At 38.3% G+C, this 21,862-nt stretch carries 20 protein-coding genes; 3 read left to right on the top strand and 17 right to left on the bottom strand.

Annotated elements, in window-relative coordinates:
- Positions 1-506 precede the first annotated feature (506 nt).
- Complete coding sequence (locus IGL24_RS04445) at positions 507-2,054, top strand: ArnT family glycosyltransferase (protein WP_429966288.1); 1,548 nt, start codon at positions 507-509, stop codon at positions 2,052-2,054.
- 219 nt (positions 2,055-2,273) lie between these two features.
- On the opposite strand, the gene ileS is transcribed toward IGL24_RS04445, so the two are convergent.
- From ileS to IGL24_RS04360, 17 genes are all read right to left on the bottom strand, one after another.
- Positions 2,274-5,072: an isoleucine--tRNA ligase gene (gene ileS / locus IGL24_RS04440; protein WP_207700119.1), complete on the bottom strand. Its 2,799-nt coding sequence runs from the start codon at positions 5,070-5,072 to the stop codon at positions 2,274-2,276.
- Between the two features lie 244 nt (positions 5,073-5,316).
- Complete coding sequence (locus IGL24_RS04435; protein WP_010735972.1) at positions 5,317-6,024, bottom strand: DivIVA domain-containing protein; 708 nt, start codon at positions 6,022-6,024, stop codon at positions 5,317-5,319.
- A gap of 20 nt (positions 6,025-6,044) precedes the next feature.
- Positions 6,045-6,827 (bottom strand): RNA-binding protein, encoded by a 783-nt coding sequence (locus tag IGL24_RS04430; RefSeq protein ID WP_206858061.1) that lies wholly within the window; start codon positions 6,825-6,827, stop codon positions 6,045-6,047.
- 33 nt (positions 6,828-6,860) lie between these two features.
- Positions 6,861-7,130 carry a YggT family protein gene (locus IGL24_RS04425; RefSeq protein WP_206858059.1) on the bottom strand — a complete coding sequence of 90 codons (270 nt, stop codon included), beginning with the start codon at positions 7,128-7,130 and terminating at the stop codon, positions 6,861-6,863.
- 30 nt (positions 7,131-7,160) lie between these two features.
- On the bottom strand, positions 7,161-7,763 hold the full coding sequence (locus tag IGL24_RS04420) for a cell division protein SepF (RefSeq protein WP_206858057.1): 603 nt from the start codon (positions 7,761-7,763) through the stop codon (positions 7,161-7,163).
- On the bottom strand, positions 7,763-8,449 hold the full coding sequence (locus IGL24_RS04415) for a YggS family pyridoxal phosphate-dependent enzyme (protein ID WP_206858055.1): 687 nt from the start codon (positions 8,447-8,449) through the stop codon (positions 7,763-7,765). Before IGL24_RS04415 ends, IGL24_RS04420 begins: the two co-directional genes overlap by 1 nt.
- A gap of 15 nt (positions 8,450-8,464) precedes the next feature.
- Positions 8,465-9,712, bottom strand: a complete 1,248-nt coding sequence (ftsZ, locus tag IGL24_RS04410; protein ID WP_206858049.1) for a cell division protein FtsZ — start codon at positions 9,710-9,712, stop codon at positions 8,465-8,467.
- Between the two features lie 21 nt (positions 9,713-9,733).
- Positions 9,734-11,062 carry a cell division protein FtsA gene (gene ftsA / locus IGL24_RS04405; protein ID WP_206858048.1) on the bottom strand — a complete coding sequence of 443 codons (1,329 nt, stop codon included), beginning with the start codon at positions 11,060-11,062 and terminating at the stop codon, positions 9,734-9,736.
- 154 nt (positions 11,063-11,216) lie between these two features.
- Positions 11,217-12,380: a cell division protein FtsQ/DivIB gene (locus IGL24_RS04400; RefSeq protein WP_206858046.1), complete on the bottom strand. Its 1,164-nt coding sequence runs from the start codon at positions 12,378-12,380 to the stop codon at positions 11,217-11,219.
- A 14-nt stretch (positions 12,381-12,394) separates the two neighbouring features.
- On the bottom strand, positions 12,395-13,483 hold the full coding sequence (gene murG, locus IGL24_RS04395; RefSeq protein WP_207700120.1) for an undecaprenyldiphospho-muramoylpentapeptide beta-N-acetylglucosaminyltransferase: 1,089 nt from the start codon (positions 13,481-13,483) through the stop codon (positions 12,395-12,397).
- A gap of 26 nt (positions 13,484-13,509) precedes the next feature.
- Positions 13,510-14,871 (bottom strand): UDP-N-acetylmuramoyl-L-alanine--D-glutamate ligase, encoded by a 1,362-nt coding sequence (gene murD / locus IGL24_RS04390; RefSeq protein ID WP_207700121.1) that lies wholly within the window; start codon positions 14,869-14,871, stop codon positions 13,510-13,512.
- 12 nt (positions 14,872-14,883) lie between these two features.
- Positions 14,884-15,846: a phospho-N-acetylmuramoyl-pentapeptide-transferase gene (gene mraY, locus IGL24_RS04385; protein ID WP_206858041.1), complete on the bottom strand. Its 963-nt coding sequence runs from the start codon at positions 15,844-15,846 to the stop codon at positions 14,884-14,886.
- A 16-nt stretch (positions 15,847-15,862) separates the two neighbouring features.
- Entirely contained in the window at positions 15,863-18,055 is a 2,193-nt protein-coding gene (locus IGL24_RS04380; RefSeq protein WP_207700122.1) for a penicillin-binding transpeptidase domain-containing protein, read from the bottom strand.
- On the bottom strand, positions 18,056-18,454 hold the full coding sequence (gene ftsL, locus IGL24_RS04375; RefSeq protein WP_206858037.1) for a cell division protein FtsL: 399 nt from the start codon (positions 18,452-18,454) through the stop codon (positions 18,056-18,058).
- A gap of 4 nt (positions 18,455-18,458) precedes the next feature.
- The gene (gene rsmH / locus IGL24_RS04370; protein WP_207700123.1) at positions 18,459-19,418 is read right to left on the bottom strand and encodes a 16S rRNA (cytosine(1402)-N(4))-methyltransferase RsmH; all 960 of its coding nucleotides are present in this window, start codon (positions 19,416-19,418) and stop codon (positions 18,459-18,461) included.
- Between the two features lie 21 nt (positions 19,419-19,439).
- Positions 19,440-19,871 carry a division/cell wall cluster transcriptional repressor MraZ gene (gene mraZ, locus IGL24_RS04365; protein WP_206858322.1) on the bottom strand — a complete coding sequence of 144 codons (432 nt, stop codon included), beginning with the start codon at positions 19,869-19,871 and terminating at the stop codon, positions 19,440-19,442.
- A gap of 170 nt (positions 19,872-20,041) precedes the next feature.
- Complete coding sequence (locus tag IGL24_RS04360) at positions 20,042-20,410, bottom strand: DUF3397 domain-containing protein (protein WP_206858021.1); 369 nt, start codon at positions 20,408-20,410, stop codon at positions 20,042-20,044.
- Positions 20,411-20,620: 210 nt separating this feature from the next.
- Here IGL24_RS04360 and IGL24_RS04355 point away from each other — a divergent pair, with 210 nt between their 5' ends.
- Both IGL24_RS04355 and IGL24_RS04350 read left to right on the top strand, forming a co-directional pair.
- The gene (locus tag IGL24_RS04355) at positions 20,621-21,577 is read left to right on the top strand and encodes a magnesium transporter CorA family protein (protein WP_207115095.1); all 957 of its coding nucleotides are present in this window, start codon (positions 20,621-20,623) and stop codon (positions 21,575-21,577) included.
- A gap of 71 nt (positions 21,578-21,648) precedes the next feature.
- Positions 21,649-21,765 carry a DUF4044 domain-containing protein gene (locus tag IGL24_RS04350; protein WP_010735989.1) on the top strand — a complete coding sequence of 39 codons (117 nt, stop codon included), beginning with the start codon at positions 21,649-21,651 and terminating at the stop codon, positions 21,763-21,765.
- Positions 21,766-21,862: the final 97 nt, after the last annotated feature.

Raw genomic sequence — 21,862 nt, 5'->3', positions numbered from 1 at the left:
GTTCAGAACAAATTTTGGATTTGAAACTACTTCATATGCATATTTACAGTATTCTAAAAAAGATTTGATTATAGTAATGCATGATTATCCCAAAGAAATTAGTGAATAAATCTGCTAATGTGAATTCTATCTGGTTGAGTTAATATCAAAATCAATTTTGAGAATAGCCAATAAATTTCCACTATAGCTTCTTAAGTCTTTGGGAAATTATTTTAATTTTTGATAGAAATAAATTATTTATGAAGTAAGTATTTCCTTAATTAATATTACTTCATTAAGTTCTTTATCTAACTTAACCTCATTAATCTCTAATTTTTATTATATCATTATAAAAATTTAATTTTTGTTGATTCTACTTCATGTTAACATTACTGATTATGTTTCAATCATTAGAATATCAAAACTAAGTTTGGCTAGACAAATTAAACATGTTAGTCATAAGAATCAAACCATTTAGATTTATAAAAAAATAAGTATCACAATAAAAACAAAGGGAGTTCAACTATATGCGATTAAGTAAAAGTATATTTTTTCATTTTTTTCTATGTTTAGTTCTTTTTTTTATGTTATGGACAATCTCAACTAGTATTTTTTCTCCAAGAATAGGAGAAATTTTTTCCTTATTCAGAAATACCCATTCTTATAAAGTGATTATACCAATCAATATTATTTGTTTTGCTTTCTCTTTATTAATGTATTTCTTAATTATTCAATGGTTACGAAAAAGGCAATTACCTAATTTAAATAATAATTTCACTTATATATTTTTGATTATTGAACTAATGTTGTATCTCGTCTTACTGATTTTATTTATAAAGTTTATAGGTTTTGATCAACCTGTGGACGATACACGAATTGTATTGAATCATATAAACCAGTTACGAGAAGGAACAAAGTGGGGCTATGATTATATGTACTCGAATCCTCAGAACTTACTTTTAATGTATATTTTTATAGGAGTACAGGCTCTTTTTGGTCAAAACTACTATGCTATAATTCTAATATTTTCTATTATTCATTTGTTGACGATATTTTTTATTTTCCTATCACTTAAAAATTTAAGAATAAACAATTTAGTTTCTTTAATAGTAGTCCAATTAATCATTTTTGCTTTGCAAATAACTTTACATGTACCAGTTGCATATACAGATATTTTGTCACTATTTTTTATTTCATTAACATTTTATTTTATGTCAAGGTACATTCAAAGTTATAAAGAAAAAACAAATTGGTCTTTAAATCTTATTCTCGCACTCTTATTTTGTACCATCGGCTTTATTAGTAAAGGTACAGTTTTAATATTAGTTATTGCAATCGCACTATTTTTAGTAATTATTAACAAAAGAAAATGGAAGCTACTCGGATTATTACCTTTTTTATTTTTATTCTTAGGAAATTTTGGATGGAAACAATTCATAAATACTCAAAACTTATATCCAGATTCAAATTATGGTCAACCTAATACACATTATTTGATGATGGGAATCCATAATGCCCCTATTCCTGATAAATTAACTGCAAATGAAAAATCTAGATGGGCTATAGGAATATATTCAACTGATGAACAGCAATTTACTTGGAAACTTTTTTTAGAAAAAAAGGAATCAAAATCACAAATACAACAAGAGCATTTAAAAATAATCAGAGAACGTTATACAAGATTAAGTATTAAAGAGTTATTAGAAACAATGAATAATAAAGTATCAGTAACTTGGGGATCAGGAGATTTGAAATCTTCATTTTCTGTCTTCTTAGGTACTGGGAGATCTGAAAAGACCTCAAGCTTATTTTCAAGTAAAGGTACGGGACTAATTTTGTACTCCTGGATGATGACGATTCAATATTTATTGTATATAGGTGTTGTTTTGTCTAGTATTTATTCGTTCCGTTCTAAAAACAAAATAGTTTTATTGTGTACGATTTATATTTCAGGCTATTTTACATTTTTGCTATTTTGGGAGGCAAATCCTAGATATGCGATGGGTATCTTCATTCCGGCTATCCTAATGATTGGTGTATTGCTAAATAAATTTTCGACTAAAACTAATTTATAGCTACAGATTAAATTACCAAAACTTTGCTTTTAAAATCAATCAAAATAAGTAGCACTAGGAAATATGTTTTTCCGAGGCTACTTATTTTTTATAATTTGCTTATGTTGAATACTGTAAAAAATTGAAAAAATATTCAAACATATATACTTCTATTGATTTAAAAAGGAAAGCGCTAGAAATGATATGTTACAATCATTCCTAGCCACTTTCTAATTTTACTTATTTCTCTTCAAAACCTTCTGCAACTGCTTCTGGATAGAACTCTTCAACAAGCTGTGCGCAACGTCCGCATAAGTGTGGTAATTTTTCATGGGAACCAACATCTTTACGGATCTGGCGACAACGATCACAAGTTTCCCCATCTGCTTTTTCGACTAAGATTGCCACATCATCAAAGACTAAAGCATTTTCAGATGCTTCCGTATTTTCTGGCATGATCGTAAAGTAATCTGGTGAGATGATCAATAATTGTGGAATATCAGCAGCAACTGCTGTTAATAAATGTGCCACTTGTTGATTCGGATAGATCGTTAATTTTGCTTCTAATGATTTACCGATCAATTTACTATTTCTTGCTTCTTCCAACGCTTTTAAGACTTTGTCACGGAAATCCATGAAGGCTGTCCATGTGTCCAACAACTCATCTTGGTTCGCATATTCAACATAGCTTGGTAATTCACTTAATTGAACATATGCTTCCTCTTCTTTTAAGAATGACCAGATTTCTTCTGCTGTATGAGGAATGATCGGCGTTAGTAATTTAGTCAAGGCAACTGCTGTCTCATAGAATACAGTTTGCATGCAACGACGTTGATAATCATTTTCTGCTTCGATATAAACCACATCTTTGGCAAAATCAAGATAGAAAGAAGATAGATCAACTGTTAAGAAATTCATTACCGTACGATAGATTTGCATAAAGTTATACTTGTCATATCCTTCTTCACGGATTTCTTTGATCACTTGATTTAAACGAACTGTCATATATTTATCGACTGAACGACGCTCTTCATACGCCACTGCATCTTTCTTCGGATCAAAATCATCCGTATTTGCTAATAAGAAGCGCATCGTATTTCTGATCTTACGGTAAACTTCCGCAACCTGACCTAAAATATCCATTGATACACGAACATCTGCTTCATAATCCACACTAGATACCCATAGACGTAGAATATCCGCACCGAATTGTTTGATTACTTTATCTGGAACGATCGTATTACCTAAAGATTTACTCATTTTCCGACCTTCGCCGTCTAATGTGAACCCTTGAGAAAGAACTGATTTATATGGCGCAACTCCATTGATCGCTACACTTGTCGTAATACTTGAATTGAACCAGCCACGATATTGATCGGAACCTTCAAGGTACATATCTGCCGGGAAAGATAATTCAGGACGTTGACGTAAAACTGCTTCATGGGAAGAACCTGAATCGAACCAAACATCCATGATATCTGTTTCTTTGGTGAATTCGCCATTAGGTGAACCTGGATGCGTAAAGCCTTCTGGAAGTAAGTCTTTCGCTTCTTTTTCAAACCAAATGATCGAACCATGGGCCGCAAATAACTCAGCAACATGTTCAATTGTTTCTGGCGTAATGATTGCTTCCCCATTTTCAGCGTAAAAAATCGGTAGTGGTACACCCCAAGCACGTTGACGTGAGATCACCCAATCGCCACGATCACGTACCATATTATAAAGACGTGTTTTACCCCAAGGAATGATCCAATCAACTTTTTCAACTTCATCAAGAATGTTTTGACGGAAGTCATTGATTGAAGCAAACCATTGTGGTGTGGCACGATAAATGACAGGTTTTTTAGTACGCCAGTCATGCGGATAACTATGTGTGAAGAAATCCAATTTCAACAAAGCACCTTTTTCTTGCAATAAATCAGTAATCATTGGATTTGCTTTATCATAAAAGATTCCTTCAAAGCCAGGTGCTTCCTCTGTGAATACACCTTTAGAATCAACTGGTGAAACTACAGGTAACTTGTAGCGATTTCCAGCAATGTAGTCATCTTCCCCGTGTCCAGGTGCAGTATGAACTAAGCCAGTACCGGCATCTAACGTTACATGATCTCCCAAGATCACTAAAGATTCACGATCATAGAAAGGATGTGTCGCTGTCATGTATTCCATTTCTTGTCCAGCGAATTCTTTTAAGACGTTGACTGCTTCCCAGCCGATAGCTTGTTGCACAGTTTCCAATAAATCTTTCGCAACAACAAATTTGCGGCCATCTGCTTCGACTAAAACATACGTAAATGTTGGATTTACAGCAATCCCTTGGTTTGCTGGTAATGTCCATGGTGTAGTTGTCCAAATTACAAATGCAGTGTCTTCACCTAAAAGATCTTTGCCATCTTTGACAGTGAAAGCAACATAAATTGAAGGAGATTTGACATCTTTATATTCAATTTCTGCTTCAGCTAAAGAAGACTCACTAGATGGTGACCAGTAAATCGGTTTTAATCCTTTATAGATATAACCTTTTTCAGCCATTTTACCAAATACACGGATCTGCGCAGCTTCATATGAAGGATCTAACGTCACATAAGGATTTTCCCAATCCCCAGCTACTCCTAATCGTTTAAAGTCTTCACGTTGTTTGTCTACTTGTGAAAGTGCGTATTCGCGACATTTCTCCAAGTATTCAGCCATCGTCATTTCTTTTCGTTTGATCCCTTTGTTCGTCAATACTTGCTCGATCGGCAAACCATGTGTATCCCAGCCGGGTACGTATGGTGCGCGAAAACCTGACATTGATTTTGAACGGATGATGATATCTTTACTGATTTTGTTTAACGAATGCCCTAAATGGATATTTCCATTTGCATATGGAGGGCCATCATGAAGAATGAAGCTTGGTTTGCCTTCATTCAACGCTTGTCTTTGTTGATAGATTTGATTTTCTTCCCATTCTTTTTGCCATTCACCTTCACGGTTTGGCAAATTCCCACGCATAGGAAAACTTGTTTTTCCTAGTTGCAAGGTTTCTTTCATTTTCATACAAACACTCCTTAACTATAGTTTACAGAACGCAAAAAAGCATGCTCATCCTAGGGACGAACATGCCGTGGTACCACCCAAATTTAGTTACGATCGTAACTCTCAAAGACCGATAACGAGGTCAGCCGCTATTTCTTACTGATGTTCAGAAATAAATCAAGTAGAGGATCTTTCACTTTGCAGGGTCTTACCAATCTTACACTATCATCGGCTCGCTTTAAGAATGTCAAAATGCTTTTCTGTTCTACTCTTCTTCGTATTCTCCAGGAATGATCGAAAGGTCGATTGCTTGAGTATCAAAAGCAGTCACTGGAGACTCGTATACTCCTGTTTCAGAGTGTACATCACTTTCATTTTCATTGTCAAGCTGTTTTGCCAAAACTTCTTTGATTACTTCATGGCTATCTGTTACATAACTAGAGAAAGGTTGTAAGATCTCATCCCATTCTGGACTTTTTACTTGTTCAAGCTGTGACTCTAACATCAAGCTGATTCGTTGATGGAAGACACGAGTTTTCTTCTTCAAATCTTCTGTTTCTGTAGCTAATTGTCTTGCTTTTTCAGTCGCATCTGTCAAGATACGGCGTGCTTTTTCTTCTGCATCTGTAGTTAATTGGTGCGCACGCTTTTCAGCATTTGCAACCATTTCGTCCGCTTTGTTTTGTGCAGAAGTAACGATCACTTCTGATTCTTTACTTGCACTTGTTTTTACTTTGTCCGCTGTATCTTGTGCCACGATGATCGATTGATTCAAGGCATCTTTCAATTCATTGAAGTATTCAAGTTTTTCCTCTGAATGCTTCACTGCTTTTTCTAATTCACGGTTTCGTTGTGTCACTTCTTCGTAATCACGAACAACTAAATCTAAGAAATCATCTACTTCGTCTTGATTATATCCCCGCATTTTAGTTGGGAATGTTTTATTTTGAATATCTAATGGAGTTAAAGCCATGAGTAAACCACCTTCTTGTTTTATTTACGTAATACACCAAACAACACCCTGCACTTGTCTTTTTTCGTTTTCCCCTCAAGGTCTTGGATTTGTATTCTACCATATCCTCTGATTGAAACAATGTCTAATAACTCAAGTAGAAAGTCCGGTTTGGTATTTTCTGTCCAGTTGACTTTTACTTTTCCTGCTTCGATCAGTTGCTTCGAACGCTGTCTGGAAATATTATAGATTTCCGAGATCACACTGTCCAGTCTAAGTGAAGTCACTGTTCCTCTTTCTTGCGTCCAACTATCTTTTGGCAAGACCATATCTGTATACTTGATTTCCTCTAAGCGAACAGCTACTTTTCCGATCTTAGTCACTTGATTAACGACAAAGTGATCGACTTCATTTGCAATGAACACTTGCCATCGTTCATCATCTGAAATAATATCACCGAAGTAAGAACGTTTGATTCCAGTACCTACTAGCGTGCCTAGAATTTTCCCATGACTTAAATTGGCGAATTTACTCGGATAATGGACTTCATATAATGACATTTCAAAATCATCGTCAACAGGTTCATAGTAATCTGGGAAAATCAAGCATCGTTTTCGCTCCGCTTGCTCATATCCACCATACAACTGAAAACGCAAGTCACTATTTTGGCGAATCAGGGTCTCTAAGATGTAGCACTGTCTCGGATCAAGAAATTCTGTCAGATAAGGTGCATACTGACTCTGGACCTGTTCGATCCAATCTCCGACAGAGTCGATAAAAGAACGTTCATCTACTCGGAAATGCTGATACACATTCGCATCCACTTGATTCCCTCCTATGTCCCTGTTTGTTCTACATTAAAAAGCCATGATCAAAATCCAGTCAACGATATGTGCCAATCCTTGCACGGCAAGATTTAAAATCACAATCGATGCTAAGATCGTAAAATCGATTGGTCCAAATCTTAATGGCAAACGATCAAATAGGCTGATATATGGTTCACAGATTTTTGCTAATATACGTCCGAGATTAGACTGGTATCCACCAGGAAACCAAGATAATAACGCGTAGACTACTAGGATCATGCTATAAAAGTACGCAGCTCGTGAAATTAAATTAAGTAACATAAAAAGAATATAAATGTTTGCTCCTCCTCATTACAGATCAAACATACTTCCATCTGCGAAAGATTGAGCCGTCGAACTATCGATTTCCAGACCAGCAGGGGTACATAAGAAAATCTCATCCCCTACTCGTTTAATATCGCCATCTAATGCATAGACTGTCCCAGTTAGGAAGTCCACGATACGTCTCGCCTGTTTTTCTTCTACTAACCGAAAGTTGACTAACGTTGCTTCTCCTGCAATGATTCTTTTGGCAATCGTCATTGCTTCAGAGTAAGCACGTGGTTCCATCACTGTGATTTTTCCCGCTAATTGTGTTTTAGGTTGCGCGGATGGTCTCGTTTGTCTTTGCTCTTTTTGCGTATTTTTTGTAGAAGATTGATGTAATTCGATTACTTTCTTTGTTTCGTTCGTCGGCACATTCTCACGACCAACAGGACGAGTTGTCGTAGTTGAGCGTTGTTGTTTTTCAATCGGCTGTGAAACAGCTGGAGAATGTTGTTGATACTGTGTTTTTGTTTTAGTTGGTTGCGGGGCAACCTTTTGTTGTGTTTCAGGATAATCTTCGTATTCGTACTCTTCTTCATCAGCTAATCCGAAAAAATTAGCAATTGCTCCTCTGTTTAAAAGTGGCATTATTCTTCCTCCTCGTCTTTGAATAGCGCTGTTCCTACACGGATAAATGTAGCTCCTTCTTCAATTGCAAGCTGAAAATCTTGGCTCATCCCCATGCTTAGTTCGGTACATGGTGCATGTGTGTATTTTTTTGATTGGACAAGATCACGCAATTCTCTCAGCGTTTCAAACACTTTACGAATTTGTTCAGCAGAAGCATCCTTAGGGGCCATAGTCATAAGTCCCACTATCTGAATATCAGGAAAGGCTGCTAAAGATTCTAAGAAAGGTAGAAGTTCATCTGGTGAGATACCATGCTTAGAGGCTTCACCAGATACATTCACTTCCACAAAGCAAGCTAACTGCTTTTCTAATCTTTTTTGGATCTCTTCTGCCAATTTTAAACTGTCCAACGCATGAAAGTAATCAATTTCATTTACAATCAATTTTACCTTTCTGCGCTGTAAATTACCAATTAAATGCCACTTTACTTCAGAATGTTTAAGCAAATCTTGTTTTTTTTGCAACAATTTATCGACACGATTTTCTGCACAATGGGTCACTCCAGCAGTGATCAATTCTTCTGCTTGGGGCGATCCAACAGATTTTGTAACAGCTACTAGTGTAACTTCTTTCGGGTCACGATGAACAAGAGCACACGAATCCTGAATGTCTTGCTTGATATTCTGCAAGTTGTCAGCAATCATGTGCTCTTCCTCCTTTTATTTTTTACGACGGAAAAACGGCGGTGTATTCAATTCGTCGTCACCTTTTGTTTTTGTTTCTTCACGATTGAATGTATCAAATTCTTTTTTCTCAATAGTTTCATAATTAGACTCATCCACTTTAGGGCGAACATTTTGTTCGCGACGGATGTCCCAATCACCAAAACTGCTTTCATCTTCAGCAGTGATCGGTTTTGCTTGGTCCATGTCTAATCGATTGCTTTGAGCAGAAGATTGCGTTTGTGTTGGTGTTTGTCTAGCTGGACGACTAGACTTTCGTTCCTTTTTTGTTTCATCAATACCTGTAGCAATGACCGTTACACGGATCTCATCGCCCATTTCTTCATTGATCGATGTACCTAAGATGATATTTACATCGCCAGTTGCTGCATTAGCGACGATGTCTGAAGCGTCTTGTGCTTCGAACAATGTCATATCCAAGCCACCAGTGATATTCAATAGGACTTGTTCTGCCCCATCGATCGATGTTTCTAATAATGGAGAAGAGATAGCTTTCTTCGTTGCTTCGATCACGCGTTCTTCGCCACTTGCTACTCCGATACCCATCAAAGCAGTTCCTTGGTTTGCCATAACTGTCTTCACATCAGCGAAGTCCAAGTTTACGTAACCTGGAGCAGTGATCAGATCAGAGATACCTTGAACACCTTGGCGTAAGACATTATCTGCCTCACGGAATGCTTCAAGCATCGGTGTCTTTTTATCAACGACTTCAAGAAGACGGTTGTTAGAGATGATCAATAATGTATCCACGTTTTCTTTCAAACGAGCGATTCCTTCAGCGGCGAAACGACCACGTTTTGGTCCTTCAAATGTGAATGGACGAGTCACTACACCTACTGTCAATGCGCCTAATTCTCTAGCGATACCCGCAACGATCGGTGCTGCACCAGTACCAGTTCCGCCACCCATACCAGCAGTGATGAAGATCATGTCAGCACCTTCAAGTGCTTCACGTAAAGATTGTTCACTTTCTTCTGCTGCTTTTTGACCAACTTCTGGTTGTGAACCTGCACCTAAGCCACGTGTATATTTAGGGCCTAATTGGATCACTGTTTCTGCTTTTGAATTTTTTAATGCTTGTACGTCTGTGTTGGCAGTGATGAACTCAACACCTTTAACGTTTTCTTCAATCATACGGTTTACAGCGTTTCCGCCTCCGCCACCGACGCCGATGACTTTGATTACTGCGCCGTCATTGATGTTATTATCAATTGAGAATTCCATGTTTTTTTCCTCCCACGATGATTAATCAAATATATTGGTAAAAAATCCTTTGATTTTACTTGTAACGTTTTCCCCAGATTTTTTTTCTTCTGGTTCTTCGTTATACGTTGTTTCTTCTGCCACATCATATTGTTCATAAGATGTGTGAGCTTCCGGCTCATTGGTTGTATAATGAACAGGTGCTGATTCACCCATTACAGCGATTTTAGCTAATTGATAGACTTCACTTAAATTCGCAGAGTAATCAACGATACTGATCACGTTTGTAAATACCGGATTTCTTAGACCCATTTGATTTGGTACATAAAGTTTTACATTTACGCCAAATATTTCTTGTGCCAAATCAACTACACCTGGAAGGCTTGCTGCCCCACCAGTTAGAACGATGCCGCCAGGCAGTTCTAACGCTTCGATTTGATCCAACGCTTCTTTTGCTTTGTTGAAGATTTGTTCCATACGAGCTGAGATCACTTCTGATAGATAATGCTCATCGACTCTAACAGGCTCTGTTTGGCCGATCACATCTACCGGAAATTCTTCTTGCTCTGAAGTACGTTCTGGGTAAGCATCCCCATAATTTATTTTTAATGCTTCTGCATTGTTGAATGACGTATTCAAAACGATAGAGATATCTTTTGTAACAAACTCGCCGCCTTCTTGATCCAGGCTTGTGAATTTCAACTGTTTGTCGTGCATGACAGCAGTGGTTGTTTGTCCGCCACCCATGTCGATCACGATCGTACCAAAATCTTTTTCTCCATCTGAAAGGATCGATTCAGTCAATGCTAAAGGTGTGATCACTAATTCGTTCACGATCAACCCTGCATTCTCAACACACTTGCGGATGTTATGAATGATTGTTTTTGGTCCTGTAAATAATAGACCGTACATTTCTAATCTGACACCGATCATCCCGCGAGGATCTTTGATGCCTTCGAATCCATCTACCGTAAAGTCCTGTGGTAAAATTGACACGATTTGACGTTCAGGAGGTATTGAACGAACCAGTGCAGCTGAAGCCACGTTACGGACATCTTCATCGGTGATTTCTTTTGAATCTCCGTTTACTGCAATCATCCCTTGGCAGTTTTCTACTTCAAGCATGTTTGCTGGTAGACCCACACTTACACTTTTGATTTGGATGCCGGCTTTTTCTTCTGCCTGACGCACTGCTCGCTGTATCGCTTGAACTGTTTTGTCGATATCAACGATGATGCCTCGGTTAATCCCTTCTGATTTTGCGTTCCCTACTCCAATAATATTCATTTGGCTGTCGATATATTCAGCCACGACAACTTTGACAGATGTCGTTCCAATATCAAGGCCTACGTACATTCCTGTTTTTGCCATGAATGGGATTCCCTCCTACTTAACTATTCCATATACATGCGAACAAATAACGTCCGTTTTAAAAATATACTTTATAGATATATTCACTGTTTCCAATTTTACCATAAATTACCAGTTTTTAGAAAGTAGATTATCACATTTTACAATGGTTTTCTTAATTTTCATCCAAACTTGACGAAGATGGGGTCGTATTTTCATTTGTCGGATTCATTTCGTCTTGATTCTCGCTGATTTCAGGCTCATTTTCGCTTGTTTCCGGTACAGAAGTTTGGTTTGTGCTTTCTTCTGTTCCTGCTTCTGTTCCCTCTTCTGATTCTTCTTCATCGTTATTTGAGTATGGGTAAGAGAAAATCCCTACTTCCATATCGATCACGCCATTTTCTTCCATTTCACTTGCTACTTGCGCATAAAAATTCATTTGTGTCGCTAAATTACTAATGTTGACGATCACCTGATTGCCATCATTCATATTTAGCTGGATCAAATTTTTATTAGTATCACGAGGCGTATACTTGATTTCTGAAATGGCTTTTTGCAATTCTGGTGATAGCTTATTATATTCGGTTGCTAATTCTTTGATTTTTGTTGAATCTGTGAATCCTTCTAAGATCGGTAAGTTCTTCGTAGGACTTTCAACCGTCTCATCTAACACCGTGCCATCTTCGATCACAGGATGATATTTCCCGTCCGTTAAAATCAAGGCGATCTCTTTGTATTCAGTGACAGACAGATCAAATGTATTGATGCCACTAAAAGCGATCGTAGCAGATTTTATCCGAGGTTGTTCTTTTTTCAACTGGTCGATATAAGTTTGGCGATGCCAATACTGTCCCCAGATATGCTGGTTCATCTCTAATTGCGTATCATTCAATATTTCTTCTTTGGAGACGACCTCGTTTCCCGAAATAGAAACTGCCTCTAATTTACTTAAAGGAGAAACATAATAAATCAAAAATAACAAAGGAATCAACAGAATGGAAATGATTAAGCTCAGCCTACGATATAAAACTTTATTTCGGTAATTCTTCAAGTTAGGTAAACGATCGATAAACGAACCATTATATGGTGCGCCGTCTTTCTTATGTTCGATTTCTTCATAGTCCAAGAAGTCTTCTTCAACAAGCGGGTCTTCGACTTTAGAAGGAATAGTAGCTTCTTGTTGCTCTTCCTTTTGATCGCTTTTTTCACTTGTTTCCAGCGGCTTCTCTGACTGCTCTTTATGTTCTTCTAAGTATTCACGGTTGGCCATTTGCCAAGGCGTCAACTTTTTTTCGTCGTTTGACTGCTCCGGCTTTTTTGTTTCTTTTTTCTTACTCATCTATGACCACCACCTTACTCTTTGATTAACGATTTTGCCAGTTGATACAAGCGCTCCGATGCATCCGGTATACCTAATGTTTTAGAAGCAGTTGACATGTTCTTTTGTAATGTTTCATCTGTCATGATCTCAGCGATCGCGGCGCCTAATGAATCACCGTCCAATTCTCCATCTGCAATCATCTTGGCTGCCCCAACTCGAACTAAGCTCATCGCATTTTTAGTTTGATGGTCGTTCGTCACATAGGGACTCGGGATAAGGATCGAAGGTAACCCTAAGGCAGTCAATTCAGCAATCGATGTTGCTCCTGCTCGACCAACTAACAAATCACTTGCCGCCATCACTTCAGCCATATCATTGATATAAGGTTGGATGCTGATGTTTGCTTTCGCTTCTCCAAGTGTTTCCTTAATGCTTTGATAATAGCGATCACCTGATGCGTAAAGAATCTGATAGTCAGTAGCAGTAAACGTGTCTAAATAAGAAGTAACAGCTTGATTGATTTTTAATGCCCCTTGGCTCCCGCCAAAAATCAAAACTGTTTTTTTCTCAGGATCAAGGTCGAATTTTTTTAGAATATCAGTTTTCATCGTATCTGCAACTTCTTGGGCACGTGGATTACCGATCAAAACCGATTTATTTTCTGGAAAAAATGTTGCTGCATCTTTAAAAGAAAGGGCGATCCGATCCACGTAGCGACTTAAAAATTTATTCGTCATTCCCGGAACACTGTTTTGTTCATGGATGATCGTCGGAATCCCTAACTTAGCAGAAGCATAGACAACTGCCCCAGATACATAGCCACCCGTCCCGATCACGATATCCGGTTGGAATTCTTTTAGTATTTTTTTTGCTTGATGGATACTTTTTAAAAATAAATGGATCGTTTTGACATTACCTAGTGAAAACTTTCGCTGAAATCCTTGGACCTCTAAGGTATGAAAAGGAATCCCAGTGGTTGGGACGATTTTATTTTCCAAACCACGTTTTGCACCTACATACATAAACTCGGCGTTCGGCTCTTGTGTTTTCACATAATTGACGAAGGCTAGCGCGGGATAGATATGTCCACCGGTTCCTCCACCTGTTACCAAAATTTTCATAGTTATTATCGCTCGTTTCTACTTTTCTATTTTAATTTTCTTACGGCTTCCATAAAGCGATCGCCTCGGATCTCAAAGTTAGGGTATTGATCCCAGCTTGCATTAGCAGGTGACAATAAAACCACGTCTCCCGGGTCACTATTTTCTAAAGCTAATGGAACCGCTGCTTCCGCAGATTCTGCCGTATAGATCGTCGGGATCCCTGCTTTTTCACCCGCGTCTTTCAATTTCTCTTTTGTCTCACCAAACGTGATCAAGCCTTTGACTCCTTCAAGCGATGGAATCAATTCATCAAATGAATTTCCACGATCAAGTCCACCAGCAATCAAGATCAATGTTTCTGGTTTGAAACCACCTAAAGCCATCTTCGTTGCTAAGATATTGGTCGCTTTCGAATCATTATAAAATTTACGTCCTTGGACTTCACCAACATACTGTGTACGGTGGGGCACGCCATGAAAATGACTCAACGTTTCTTTTATTTCTTCATTTGATATGCCATATTGTTTTGCCACTGTAATCGCTGCTAGTGCATTTTCAACATTATGGGCGCCTGGAACACCGATTTCTGAGGTATCCATCACTTTTTCTTTATCGTAATAAATGGCTCCTTCAAAAGAATAAGCGCCTGTTTCCAAAACTTGATCTGTCGCAAAAGGCAATACTTTTGCCTTCGTTTTTCTACTGAGTTCTTGTAATTCTTTTTGGTTCCAATTCAACACGAGGTAATCGTCTGCTGTCATATTTTTTTGCAAATGCCATTTGGCTTTGACATAAGCTGGACGAGAGCCGTGATAGTCGATATGGGCTTCATAGATGTTCGTGATCACTGCAATATGTGGACGAAGATCAGTGATTCCCATCAATTGGAAGCTTGATAGTTCCATGACGATCTTATCTTCTGGACCAGCCTCTTGTGCCACACTACTTGCAGGAAACCCGATATTCCCTGCTAAACGTGCAACACCCGCCGATTTCCCTGCATTCAGCAATAAACCGATCATCGTAGTGGTCGTTGTCTTTCCGTTGGTTCCTGTAATACCTATAATTGGGCATTCCGCTACTTCGTAAGCTAGTTCAACTTCCGTAATTACCGGAATACCCATTTCTTGAGCTTTTGCAACTAATGGTTGTGTGTAAGGAATACCAGGGTTTTTGACAATCATCGAAAATTTTTCATCTAATAGTTCGATGGGGTGACTACCGGTCACGACTTTGATCCCTAAAGATAGCAATTCCTGTGCTTCAGGATTTTCATCAAATGGTTTACCGTCATTAACGGTGACAAGTGCGCCCAGTTCATGTAATAACTTGGCCGCACTAAATCCGCTTTTTGCTAATCCTAAAACAAGGATTTTTTTATTTTCATAAGTTGTTATTTTTTTCATTCTCGTCATCTCCTACCATACGATCCATAATGTGATCAATGAAGTAATTACACTTGTTATCCAAAAGACAGTGTCGATCTTCCATTCTGACCAGCCACTCATCTCGAAATGATGATGGATCGGTGACATTTTAAAGATTCTTTTCCCCGTCAATTTGAAAGAAGAAACTTGCAACATCACACTAGCTGTTTCAATGACATACATCAATCCGATCAGCAATAACGTCCATTCTTGATTGAGCATGATCGAGATTGCCGCTAATAAGCCACCTAAAGCCAAAGAACCGACATCACCCATAAAAATTTTGGCTGGCTTACGATTGTAAACGAAAAACCCTAGTAAACCGCCCAAAACACTTAAACAGATGACTAATACGTCATACTGTTGTTGGTGCCAAGCAATCACTGCATAGGTCAAAAATGAAATACTGCCCAATCCAGCCACTAAGCCGTCGATCCCATCTGTCAAGTTGACCGCATTGGAAAAGCCGACTAGCCAAAAAATCGCAAATACTCCGTACAACCAACTTAATGGCAGATCGATGCCAAAAAAGTTCAGTGTTCCTGGATAACCTTCCCCACGATAAACGAGATAAAAGATGATTCCACCTGCGATTTGTCCGATCAGTTTTTGCTTTGAATTCAGTCCCATGTTTCTTTTCTTGAAGATTTTGATAAAATCATCCAAGAAGCCGATTGCCCCGTATAAAGCAAGGACAAAAAGTAAGATGAAAAGAGTAGGTGTCAACTGTTGTTGCCAAGCACCTACCCAGATACCTGTCAAGATCGCACTGACTAAAAACACCAATCCCCCCATCGTTGGAGTTCCGGCTTTTACATTATGCCATTTAGGTCCCTCCTCACGAATGGCTTGGCCTTGTTTTTTCATTTGAAAATAACCAATAAATAACGGCATTGTTGCAATCGTCATTGCACAACTACTCGCAATGGGGATCAATGTTTGTGTCAAATCCATGCTCTCTTCTCTCCTATTATTCTTTTAGATGGAAACTCAAGGTTTCATCAGATATTTTTTCATATGGTGCAAGGCTTTGTTCCGTTGCGTAACCATCGCCATGGAACGTCACTTCTACACCAAGTATTTTTCCTAATTTCATGATATCTGCTTTTGACCAACCTGTTACATCAGGCATCAGTGCAGTACCACCAGTATATAAAATCAATTTTTCTCCAGATATCAGCTCATCACCATTTGCTGTGGACTGTGCTTGCACCTTGTCTCCATCACCGATGACTACTGGTTGCAACCCGCTTTTTTGTGCATCAGCGGCCGCAATATCAGGATTTAAGTTCCGGTAATCAGAGACTGTCACATTGCCAGTCCGCTTTTCTTCTGGTGTAGCTGTTTCAGCTTCTTTGAAATCCATCGCTCGTTTTAACAATGGGTTTGCGATTTTTGCTAAAGCTGTACGGTCATATGTCTTAGGATGTTTCATTGTCAGATATAACACATATTCAGGATCTTCAGCTGGTATCATTTCGACGATCGAATATAGATAAGCTGTTTCTCCTGTTAGGTAGCCTCCTGTATCTGAGGCAATCTGAGCAGTCCCAGTCTTAGCTGCGATGTTATATCCTGGAACACTATACACGCCATACGCACTACCATAATTTTCGTCTTCAATGACATCACGCATATACTCACGTACTTTTTCTGTCGTTTCTTTAGAAAACGGCTGTCCTAACACTTCCGTTTCAGTAGATACTTCTTCTCCGGTATTCGGATCAACGATCTTACTGATATAACGTGGTTGGATCATCGTGCCATTATTTGCGATTGCGCTGAAAGCTTTCATCATTTGGAAATTAGTCACACCGATCGCTTGACCATAGGCACTCATTGCTTGGTCAACGATATTGGCCGTCGGTAAAGCACCAGCTACTTCATCATCTAATCCAGAGTGAGTGCTTTGACCAAATCCTAATTTCTGCAAATAGTTATACCATTTACCACCCAAGCGTTGTTCAAGCATCACCATACCAACGTTACTAGACCAAGAAAGAGCTTGACGCATCGTCAGCATCCCTTTTTTACCAAAGTCATGGTCATTGATCGTTGCATCAGCCACTTTGATCTGTCCAGATAAGAACGATTCATTTTCATCAAATTTACCTTCTTCGATCGCAGCTGCTGTTGTGAATACTTTGATCGTCGAACCTGGTTCATAAGAATCTTGTACAAGGATATTACGCCATACAGCATCTTCCCCAGTCAATCCTTCCATCGTTTCAGGGTTGAACGTTGGGCGTTGAGCCATGGCAGTGATTTCACCTGTTTTAGCTTCCATCAAGACAGCTGTCAATTCTTCGGGTTGGTATTCTTCATTCACTTGGTCCATCAACGTTTCCAAGTAAGTTTGCAGACGACTATCAAGGGTCGTATAGATATTTTTCCCATCGGTTGCCGGTTCTTCTTCTGCTACGGTTCCAGGTAATGGATTTTGGAAGTTATCTTTTTGATAGTAGATCTTTCCATTTTGTCCACTTAAGATGTCATCATAAGCAGATTCGATTCCTAGACGTCCGACTAAACCAGTCTCTTTTTCATCAGGTACAGCGTACCCAATAAAGTGGGAAGAAAAGACACCACTTGGATACATACGTGCTGGATGGTTATCAAAATAAAGGCCAGTAACATTGGCCGCTTTCATTTCATCTTCAATGTTTTGTTTGGTTTCTTGGGTGATATTGCGCCCATAATTACCAAATTCTACTTGATACAAATTTTGATCGGCTCCATCACGGAGGACCTTCAATGCTTTGCTTTTTTCCATTGAAAGGTTTTTACTGATGATATCAGCAAGCGTATCAAAATCTTTTTCTTGCGCAAATAATTTTTTGTCTCCAGACGTATAGGTTTTGGAAAGAATCGCTTTGATCGAGTAAGACGTAGCATCTTCTGCTAAAGCTACCCCATTACGATCAAAGATCGTGCCCCTTTTTGCCTTGACCACTTCACTTCCTTGGTAAAGCTGGTTCGTTTTTTCTTCTAATGAAGTGCCTGCCACATGACCACCGATCACGATGTATGCAAAACGAACGGCAAATAAAAAGAACAATCCAATACTCGTAGCAAATAAAATGATACCTACTTTTTTGCGATTGTTCATCGGATTTAGATTTTTCTTTTCCATAAACCGCCGGAATTTATTTTTAAGACTCATTTACTTCACTTTCCTTAAATTGTCGTCATTGATTGACAACCCTTTTTCTTCTGCGATTTGTTTGACACGTTCGGTACGAGAAAGTTCACTTTTCTCTTGTTCCAAACTTATTTTTTGTTGTTTCTTCTCATTGGCTTCAACTTGTATTGAACCGATTTGTTTTTCCATGCCACTGATATTGGTTCTTAACATGACTGTCAACACACAAAGTGCAACGACGGAAAAAGCAATACACACTACTGCAAGCTTTTCAAAAATAGAGATTTGCTTCAAGCGCTTAGCTGGCGATTGAGGAAGAATGATTTCTTTCTCAGAGGGTGAATCTGGCAGAGGTTGCTCTGGTAGTTCAATTTCTTGTAAATCATATGGATATTGTTGGACTTTCTTTAATTCTGCCATTCTTCTACTCCTCTTTCTCTCTTATTTTTTCAGCGATACGCAGTTTTGCGCTACGAGAACGATTGTTTTCTGCTAATTCTTCTTCAGACGGTAACATCGGTTTTCTCGTGATCACTTTTAATTCCGGTTGGAACTCATCAGGTACGACCGGTAAACCCGGTGGTAGATCTTTGACTGTACTATATTCTTTGAACATGTTTTTGACGATCCGGTCTTCTAATGAGTGGAAAGTGATCACACTGATCCGACCATCGATCTTCAATAAACGGATAGCTTGTTCCAAGGAAGCTTCCTCAGCTCCTAATTCATCATTGACTGCAATTCGTACAGCTTGAAAAATACGTTTTGCAGGATGACCGCCTTTTCGTCTTGCTGGGGCAGGAATCACGTTTTTGATGATCTCTACTAACTCCCCGGTTGTTTCAATCGGATGATCTTTTCTCACCCGTTCAATTTCTCTGGCAATTTGTTTTGAAAACTTTTCTTCTCCATAACGAAAGAAAATCTTCACTAATTCGTTGTATGGATATTCGTTGATCACATGATAAGCTGACAATGGTGCCGATTGATCCATCCGCATATCTAAAGGCGCATCTTGATGATAACTGAACCCACGTTCCGCTTCGTCTAGTTGCGGCGAGGACACGCCTAAATCGTAAAGGATCCCATCGACTTTAGAAACGTATTCCGTCAGACGCTCTTCAAGTTCACGGAAGTTTGCTTTGATAAAAGTGACCATACCTTTTTCGACATACTCAGCCAAACGGATTTTTGCGTGATCGATTGCCTTTTGATCTTGATCAAACGCATAAAGATGACCCTCTGTATTCAATTGGCTTAATAAGTACTCGCTATGCCCGGCTCCGCCGAGTGTACAGTCCACATATATTCCGTTCGGTTTGATCGCAAGTCCATCTACCGTTTCTTTTAACATGACTGTATAGTGTCGAAATGTTTCAGTCATTAGTCAGCCTCTTCCTATTTCTTATAATCCGAAATCGATCATGTTCTCAGCGATTTCATCAAAGTTTTCTTCTGCAGCTTCTGAAAATTCTTGCCATTTGGCTTCATCCCAAATCTCAATTCGGTTTGACACACCAACAATGACACACTCTTTCGTAATTGTTGCGTAGTTTCTTAATGTATTAGGGATATTGATACGTCCTTGCTTATCTAGCTCGCATTCTGTAGCTGCTGAGTAAAAAAAGCGCACAAACGTCCTAGCGTCTTTCTTTGCTAGAGGCATATCGTTTAGTTTCGATTCTAATTCGTTCCATTCACTCATTGGATAGCCGAAAAGACAACCATCTAAACCACGAGTCAACACGAATTGTTCGCCTAACTCCTCGCGTAATTTTGAAGGCACGATCAAGCGACCTTTTGCATCAATATTATGCCGATATTCGCCCATTAACATCGAAACTCCCCCCAATCCTCCACTAACTAAAATCAGTCTACCACAATCCCCCACTTTCTACCACCTTTTATAGGAAATCTGAGAATAACTTTTTTATTAGTAAAAAAAATTTTAACAATCAGGCTGCAAAAAGATTTTTAAAAGTCTTTTAACAGCCTGATTGCGTCATATTAGAGAAATGAAAGGATGTTCAAGACGATCAATACGACATACATGACTAAGGTAACCAAAAAAGTAAGTCGCCAAGTCATTTTGAAATAACGTGAATACACGATTTCGTCATAGTAATAAGCTTGGAATAACGCAATACAGATTGCCATCAAAAGGATTGTGATCAATAAAAAAGGCAAAAATGAAGACGTAGCGGTATTACGAGACAATGCGTGGATACCTCCCCACAAAAAGGGAACGGCTAAATCAGGTGCTTTGACTTTAAAACGGCGAGTCAGAGCAAAGATTTTAACTAGAAATTGACAACCAAAAATCACGATTGCCGGAAAGATGTACCAAAATAATACAAGTGGTGAAAAACTGCCCATACGACAAATCTCCTTTTTAATCGTTGCGTTAAGTATACGTGATTTAGTTTACACAACGATTTCATTTAGTTTAAATTTATACTGTTTTATTACTTTACTATAGCCCTTTTTTACAAATCAACTCATTGTTGGTCAAAGGATAGTCTCTTTCAATGTGTTCTTTTCAAGAATTAGTTATAATAGAAGAAAGAAGTATTGAGGAGGTTCCCAATGATAAAGTATTTCACACTCGAAGACCAAAAATTGATTGACTCATCGGAAGAAACTGCTGAAACCGTTTGGTATTGTGTCGAGCGTCCTACAGGAGAAGAGATCGATCAGTTGATCGAACAATTTCAGATACCTAGAGATTACCTTACGTCTGTCTTAGACGATGCAGAAAACTCACGGGTAGAAGAATTCAATCAAGAAAAATTAACGAAACCAGCATTATTGTTGTTACAATACCCATTTCCAAAGACAAGTCCTAGTGGGTATTTCCAAGTAGACACTTATCCGTTCTCGATTATTCTCACGCCCAAAAAGAAGCTTATCACAATTACCAATCATGAACCACTTTTTTTGAAGAAAGTGTTCCAACAAACGTTTCATAAAAATGACCTTTCGGCAAATCTAAATATTTTTATGCAGATGCTTTGGCAAATTACTCAATCTTTTAACACCTACTTATCTTCATTACTTGCTCAATGTGACTTGCTTGAAACACAATTAAAAGTTTCAACTGAAAATAAACAGCTATATCAAATCATGGATATCCAAAAAAGTTTAGTGTACTTCAAAGAAGCGACAGCCTCCAACCTTGAAGCCTTACAACACTTAGCCGAAAATCAAGCTGTCCAAAATAATCACGCTTTGATGAATCATCTAAGAGACGTGATCATCGAAACCGAACAAGCGAAGACAACTGCTCGTATCCGTTTAAAGCTAGTCGAGCAAATGAACCAAACTTTTTCAGCAATCATTTCCAACAACTTGAATAATATTATGAAAATTTTAACTTCTTTAACGATCATCTTAACAATCCCTACAATTATCGGAAGTATTTATGGGATGAACATTAAACTACCAATTGCTGAAAGGGATGATGCGTTTCTCTGGCTGATCTTATTGACCGTGATCATTTCCCTGTTAACCACTTATTATTTAAAAAAAGGGAAGTTTTTATAGAGATGCCCTCTTGTAGAATAGGCGAAAAGCATGTAAAATTAAGTTAACAATAATAAATCGAGGTAATCACGATGCGAGAAAAAAAACAAACGAGTACTTTTGCGAAAGTGACCAAATTAGTGATTTGGACAATGTTGATTTTGACAATCGGTTCAGTCGTTTTAACTGCTGTAATCAGTGTAATGTAGATAACTGCTAATAACCTTAGTCTCTTTATGATTAATGATAAAAAAAGCAGAGCTTGGAAATCATTTCTGATTTCCAAGCTCTGCTTTTTTAGTTGAA

Source organism: Enterococcus sp. DIV2371, assembly GCF_050498525.1.
GTDB classification, from domain to species: Bacteria; Bacillota; Bacilli; order Lactobacillales; family Enterococcaceae; genus Enterococcus_B; species Enterococcus_B mangumiae.
This window is presented reverse-complemented; position numbering and strand designations above follow the sequence as displayed.